Consider the following 7,134-nt stretch of genomic DNA (forward strand, 5'->3'; position numbering starts at 1 on the left):
ATTATTTGGCGTTTTCGCGAATGACGAAACCACGTTTTTTATCGTTATGACGTTTGCCGCCACGTTGATCTTTATTTTTGCGGTCGCTATTTTTGTAATTACGGTCGCCATCTTTATGGTTTTTGTTGCCACGATAGCTGCCACCTTTACCATTGCCACCACGGTTGCGATTACGGTTGTTCCCACCGCCACCACCACGGCCATTTTTGTTAAAGCCTTTTTTATTTGAAGGCAATGGTCGTTCTGGGGTAATTTTTACAGGAACCGCATCTGCTGGATCTTTCGCTACTGTTTTTAATAATAACGCAGCTAAGTCTGTCGCTGAATATTTTTCTAATAACGCTTCAGCAGATTCTAGATATTTGTCTAAACCATTTTCTTCTAGATCACTTTCGATGGTTTCAACAGCTGCACTTAATTGTCCTTTAAATGCTTCTTTTTCGGTTGGTGGACGTAATGGTGTCATCCGTTTTTTCGTTAGGTTTTCGATGACATGTAAGTAACCCATTTCGTTTGGTGTTACAAACGTCACAGACATACCGCCTTTACCAGCACGACCTGTCCGACCAATACGGTGAACATAACTTTCTGGATCTTGTGGAATATCGTAGTTATAGACATGAGTGACACCTGAAATATCTAACCCACGTGCTGCTACATCTGTTGCCACTAAGATATCTAAGTTACCATTTTTGAATGAACGTAAAACGCTCATCCGTTTTTGTTGTGATAGGTCGCCATGGATGCCTTCTGCTTTGTAACCACGCGCTTCTAACCCGCGGGCAAGTTCATCAACACGGCGTTTTGTCCGACCAAAGACAATGGTCAATTCTGGGGTTTGCACGTCTAGTAAACGTGTCATAATGTCAAATTTTTCAAAGTCTTTTGAACGTACATAATATTGATCAATTAAATCAGCCGTCATTTCTTTGGCTTTAATCTTCACATGTTCTGGTTGTTTCATGAATTTCACGCCAATATTCTTGATTGCTGGCGGCATAGTTGCTGAAAATAGAAGTGTTTGACGTTGTTCTGGCACTTGTGAGATGATTTTTTCAATGTCTTCCAAGAAGCCCATGTTTAACATTTCATCTGCTTCGTCTAAAACTAATGTTTCAACAGTTTCTAATTTCAAGGTACGACGATTAATATGATCTAGTAAACGTCCTGGTGTACCTACAACGATATGTGGACGATCTTTTAGTCCACGGATTTGGCGACCGATATCAGCCCCACCGTAAACGGCTTGGACGCGAATCTTTTTATCGCGGCCTAAACGGAATAACTCTTCTTGTGTTTGGATAGCCAACTCACGGGTTGGTGCAATGACTAATCCTTGAATAACGCGATTGTCTGCGTCAATTTTGTTAAGCATTGGTAAGCCAAAAGCAGCGGTTTTCCCTGTTCCTGTTTGTGCTTGTCCGATTACGTCTTTTCCTGCTAACGCTAACGGAATTGTTTCTGATTGAATAGGGGTTGCTTCCTCGAAGCCTGCGCGTTCTACCGCTGATAATAATTCTGGCGCTAAACCAAGTTCTTTAAATTTCAAATGATATCCTCCTAGATTTTGTTTCGGAAAGAACGATTTCTTCCTAGTTTCAGGTGTCTTCACTTTCAGTTGTTAAAAAGAAATCCATTATAGTGTGCCAACTATTTCTTCTTTCCTGATTTCACCGAAAAATTCACCTTATGGCATTAGAAAAGCCAAACGTGGTCGTTCAGCTTCACATTTATTATTAAACATAGAAATAGATCTATTTTATTTACTACGATTCAATTTTTCTCGTCATCTTCCGGCAATAGGTCATTCTATCATAGAATCCCATTTTCAGCAAGTTTTATGAAACTTATTTACTTTTCCAAAAGTGCATCGATGACTTCACGAAGTCCCATCCCGTTACTTCCCTTTAAAACCACCATGTCTTCTGGCTGTAAGACTTTTTTGACAGCTTCAATCAACTCATTTTTTTCTTCTTTTTTAAAAGAATGAATGTTAGCTGGTGCATAGGTTTCTTGCAATTTATCAGCTAAATAAGCCATTTCAGAACCATATAAAAAGACTTCTTCAATCGCATCTGGGGCTAAATGCTGCGCCATTGCTTGATGCATGGCAGCAGAATCAGGACCTAATTCCAGCATGTCTCCTAAAACAGCAATTCGTTTTCCTACTTTGGACATTTTGCTAAAACTGTCCAGAACAAGACCCATAGCTGTCGGATTGGCATTGTACACATCACTTAAAATTTCGGCACCATTCGCTGCTTTCAGCCATTCTGTCCGATTCTTTGTTAGTTCCGCTGTAGCCAAGCCTTTTTGAATCTCACTATCCGTTAATTGGAAATAACGACCAATGCCAATTGCGATTAATGCATTGGTGACATTATAGGTTCCTGGCACTGGAATCGTAAACGTCATTTGTGTATCACTGATTTTGAATGAGGTTTGCTCTTTGGCTTCATTTGTGACGATTCCTTGAAGTTGACTTTCCTGGCTAAAACCAAAAGTAATCACTTGTTGCGTGACTTTTTCCACCAATGGTTCTAGCAAAGGTTCATCGCTTGGCACAAATAAACTACCGTCTTTGGCTAAACCATCTACGATTTCCATTTTTGCTTGTGCAATGCCTGCTCGTGAGCCTAAATTTTCCACATGGGCTTCGCCAATCATTGTGATGGCAGCAACTTCTGGCTGAGCCAGATTGGAAAGGAAAGAAATTTCCTGAGCATGATCCATGCCCATTTCTAAAATCAGTTTTTCTGTTTCATCAGGCATGTGTAAAATAGTATAGGGTAAGCCAATTTGATTATTGTAATTGCCTTGCGTTTTGTAAGTCACAAACTTTTCAGATAACACAGCAGCAATTAAATCTTTAGTGGTAGTTTTTCCATTACTGCCAGTCACAGCGATGACATTCGGTTGCATTTTATTTAAATAATAGGTAGCTAATTTTTGCATAGCAACCAGTGGATCAGTAACATGCAAAACAGGCAATTGTTGCGGCGCATCGACTAAATCCTGTCCCCAAAAAGCGGCCTGACAGCCATTAGCCATGGCACTCTCAATAAAACGATGACCATCATTTTCACCTTGTAAAGGAACAAAGAGATTTCCTTTCACAATTTTACGACTATCAAATTCAATGCCTGTTAAAGGAAAATCAGGCCATTGTTGCCAATCATTACTGGCTTCAACCGCTTGCGCTACTTCCCAGAAGGTTAATTTCATTATGTTTTGCTCCTCTGACACAGGGACTGGGACATGCCAAAGTCTTGTCATGTCCCAGTCTTGTGTGATTTTTTCTTCTTAGTTATTATAAAATTCTTGGCGTTGTTTAAAACGATTCAAAGCTAACTGAATCAGTTCCTCAATTAAATCACTGTATTTCAAGCCCATATTTTCCCACAGTAAAGGATACATACTAAAGTCAGTAAAACCAGGCATGGTGTTCAATTCATTCAGGAATAATTCGTTTTTGCTTGTTAAGAAGAAATCACAGCGACTTAAGCCACTTCCATCTAACATAATATACGCTTTTTTAGCGTATTCTTGCGCTTGATGAGCTACTTCTTCTGGAACATGCGCTGGGATTTGCATTTCAATCGTGTTATTGATGTATTTTGCATCATAATCATAGAAAGCGACATCTTTCACCACTTCACCAGGTAAAGTCGTACGGACATCTTCATTTCCTAAAATGGCTACTTCAATTTCACGTGCTTCGATCCCTTGTTCAACAATTGCTCGGGCATCATAACGGAAAGCTTCTTCCAATGCTTCTTGCAATTCTTCACGATTTTCCACTTTGCTAATTCCGACACTAGAACCCATATTGGCAGGTTTAACAAAGACCGGATAAATTAAAGAACCTTCACATTTTTCAAAGACTTCTTTTGGATTTCCTTTCCAGTCACTTCTTAAAACTGGCACGAATGGTACTTGTGGAATGCCAACAGTTTGTAAAAGATATTTCGTCATGATTTTGTCCATTGCGTTAGCACTAGCTAAGACACCCGCGCCTACATAAGGCATATTAATGGTTTCCATGAATCCTTGAATTGTTCCATCTTCACCATTTGGCCCATGTAAAACAGGGAAAACAATCGCTTCTTCTTCATAAATTTCCGAAGGACTGATTCGTTTTCCTGAAAATTCGCCTGTTTCTTCAGGTGTTTGTGCCCAAGTTAAATGTAAAACTTCTTTATTTTGTGGTCGTTCAGATAAAAGAGGGCCTTTTACCCATTGACCGTCTTTACTAATAAAGACTAACTGTACTTGATAATATTTATAATAGATTGCATTTAAAACGGAATATGCAGACAAAACAGACACATCGTGCTCTTCACTTCTGCCGCCATACAACAAAATAATCTTCAAATGCTTGTCCTCCTAGTTTCTTTCCTGTCTTTTAGAAAAAATTATTTTTCAAATTATCCTTACTTATTTTAGCATAAAACCCAGTTTCATAATAGAAGCAAATTTAGTGAAGGAAAAATTCTTTGCTTGCCTTTTCCTTGCTAAAGACTCCGTTTCACCAGCTCAATAAGGGCTTGTTTAAACGTTGTTCTATCTTGGTCTGTAAAAGGTTTAGGTCCTTTCGTTCGGCCACCTTTTCGCCGAATTTGGCCACTAAAATAGCGTTGTTCTAACAAGCCATCAATATTTTCTTTCGTATATTGATAACCCAGTTGATGTAAAACCAACACTCCTTTTGGCAAAACCAAGGAAGCTAAGCCATAATCTTGTGTAATTAAAAGATCCCCTTTTTTTATTAACTGCACAATTTTAAAATCAGCAGCATCCGCTCCTTTATCAACATACACAAAAGAGACATTTTCTGGATAATCTTTTAAGGAATAATGATCTACACTAGTAACAATCACCACATCCAAAGCTTTCTCTACAGCGACTTCAATAACCGTCTCTTTCACAGGTGAACCATCGCCATCGACAAAAATTTTCATTCATTTCCCTCGATTCTTCCTTGCTCTAACCATTTGGGATGACGTTGAAAATAGTGTTGTAATTCGTCAAAAACGACTTCTTTAACCACTTCATATAACTCTGTATTTCTTAAAATGGTTTTCGTTGCATCAGTGTAGCGGGGCTTTGGTATCGTAATGGCTAAAACAAAATCAAATTCTGCTAAAAAACTATCTGCTGTCACAGATAATGAATAATGTTGCTCCTCTAAAAATTGATTAAAGGCGGCCACTACACCATCAAGAAAGCCCTCATAGTGGGTTCCACCAAGACTGGGATAATGCCCATTAACAAATGTTTTTTGCACTTGCGGCGCATGATTTTTACTCAAAATAAATTGAACAAGGGCCAATTCTGTTTGCTTGGCTTGAATAATCGGTGCAGCTTTTCTAGTTAATGGGTTATCTTTTTCAAATAAATAATTACTTAAACCTTTAGGGTAATAACAAAGATTTTTTTGTTCCTCTTCTTGTGTTAAGAGAATCTTTAAGCCTGGATTCAACATGGCAATCTGTTGACATTGTTGTAAAACACGCATATAAGAAAGTGATTCTGTACCAAAAATTTGCGTATCTGGCCAAAACAAGACTTCAATTCGTTCCTGGGTTTCTTCAATAGGTAATAATAATCGTTTTTTCAATTGCCCTTGATGGTAAATAAAAATAGTTCGCTGTTTTTCTTGATCGATACTGATCCCTACTTGTTTTGAGAAGGCTTGTAAAACAGATAAATACAGAAAAGGTGGTTCTAAATCGACTTGCTTTTGTTCAAAAACAAGCGGTCGTGTGGAAGATACCTGAAAAGAGATTTGTTGACGCGATAACTGTATAGCAATTTTCCCTTGATTCTTTTCAATGAAAAACTCTAATAAACCGTTAATTGTCTGAACAAGTAAATTCTCTAAGCCGACTAAGCCAGTCGTTCCAATGAACGCTTCTGGTCGTTTTTGAATCCGTTCAATAAATTCATCATTTTCTAAAACTGTTAAAAGATGTGCAACACTCATCCTGCTGCCTCCTTTGCAATCTGTTTCTTTTAATTATAATGAAAAAAAGACCAGAAGAAAAGCCACACACGACTTTTCTTCTGGTTTTCTTCTTTAACGAATTAAATCAATATTCGGATGCTCAAGAACGTGATTCACTTGTTTGACCGTTGTCAAAGGAATATCTCCTTGAATCGTATGTGCAAGGACCCCATTGACTGTGGCAAAGGTAACTGCCTTTTCTAACGACCAATTTTGGCTATAGCCATATAAAATCCCCGCCGCATAAGCATCACCAGCACCAATTCGATCAAGATTAAGAAGCGGTCTTTTTTCACTCTGTTGGTACTCATTTTGGGTATATAAATACCCACTTAAGTAGTTTTGATTTTGGGAATGACTTCTCGTTGTCCCAGCAAACCATTCCAAATTGTATTGAGACATGAAACGCTGAATCAGTTCAGTTTCTTGTGCCTCACCTTCTAAATCTTCTCGCGGAATGAAACCCAATAGCTCGACCAAATCACGTCGACTGCCAAAAACAATATCACAATAAGGTAAAATGCGTTCGTACTGTTGACGCATAAAGAGTGCGCTATTTGCTGTATTCAAACTAGGTCGATAATTAAAGTCAAAACAAACTTTCTTTTGATAGGCATGCGCCTTTTGAGCAAGTATCAAAGCAGCATCACGAGTTTTTTCAGTTAAACTTAACGAAATACCACAAATATGCACCATATCTACTTCCGCTAAAAAGGCCTCAAAATCGTAGTCCTTCGCCTCGCTGATGCCAAAAGCACTCTGATGGCGATTTTGATAAGTTACTTGTGTGGGGCGGATTCCATAACCCATTTCTGCAAAAAAACTACCAATATGATCGCCCTTTTCTCCTACCCATTGATCTGAAATTCCTAACTTCCTTAGCGCTGCTTTGCCAGCTTCACCAAGACGATTGGCAGGTAATTTCGTAATCAATGCTGTTTCTAGTTGAAAATGAGCCAAATTTGCTAAGAGATTTACGCCAGTCCCTACAAAGTTCATTCTTAACTGCTCTGTTTGTTCTAACATTAGATACTCTGGCGGAGTGAAACGAAGCATGACTTCACCAAACGCAGCAATTTTCATCTTTGCCACCTACTTATTCAATGTGTTTTTCATCATGGTTAGTA

General features: G+C 38.5%; 6 protein-coding genes. All 6 read right to left on the bottom strand.

Annotation, left to right across the window (positions count from 1 at the left end):
- Position 1: 1 nt before the first annotated feature.
- The 6 genes from HMPREF2810_RS09275 to HMPREF2810_RS09300 all read right to left on the bottom strand — a co-directional run bounded on the left by HMPREF2810_RS09275 (position 2) and on the right by HMPREF2810_RS09300 (position 7,090).
- Entirely contained in the window at positions 2-1,549 is a 1,548-nt protein-coding gene (locus HMPREF2810_RS09275) for a degradosome RNA helicase CshA (RefSeq protein ID WP_002355724.1), read from the bottom strand.
- A gap of 302 nt (positions 1,550-1,851) precedes the next feature.
- Positions 1,852-3,225, bottom strand: a complete 1,374-nt coding sequence (murF, locus tag HMPREF2810_RS09280) for a UDP-N-acetylmuramoyl-tripeptide--D-alanyl-D-alanine ligase (RefSeq protein ID WP_002355722.1) — start codon at positions 3,223-3,225, stop codon at positions 1,852-1,854.
- Positions 3,226-3,303: 78 nt separating this feature from the next.
- Positions 3,304-4,374: a D-alanine--D-alanine ligase gene (locus HMPREF2810_RS09285; protein WP_002379157.1), complete on the bottom strand. Its 1,071-nt coding sequence runs from the start codon at positions 4,372-4,374 to the stop codon at positions 3,304-3,306.
- A gap of 140 nt (positions 4,375-4,514) precedes the next feature.
- A complete protein-coding gene (locus HMPREF2810_RS09290; RefSeq protein ID WP_002379156.1) occupies positions 4,515-4,961 on the bottom strand; it encodes a YaiI/YqxD family protein in 447 nt (148 codons plus the stop codon).
- Positions 4,958-5,986: a DNA topoisomerase IV subunit B family protein gene (locus HMPREF2810_RS09295; RefSeq protein ID WP_002363239.1), complete on the bottom strand. Its 1,029-nt coding sequence runs from the start codon at positions 5,984-5,986 to the stop codon at positions 4,958-4,960. Before HMPREF2810_RS09295 ends, HMPREF2810_RS09290 begins: the two co-directional genes overlap by 4 nt.
- 93 nt (positions 5,987-6,079) lie before the next feature.
- Entirely contained in the window at positions 6,080-7,090 is a 1,011-nt protein-coding gene (locus HMPREF2810_RS09300; protein ID WP_002379155.1) for a sugar kinase, read from the bottom strand.
- Positions 7,091-7,134 lie beyond the last annotated feature (44 nt).

Source organism: Enterococcus sp. HMSC078F03 (assembly GCF_001811595.1).
GTDB classification, from domain to species: Bacteria; Bacillota; Bacilli; order Lactobacillales; family Enterococcaceae; genus Enterococcus; species Enterococcus faecalis.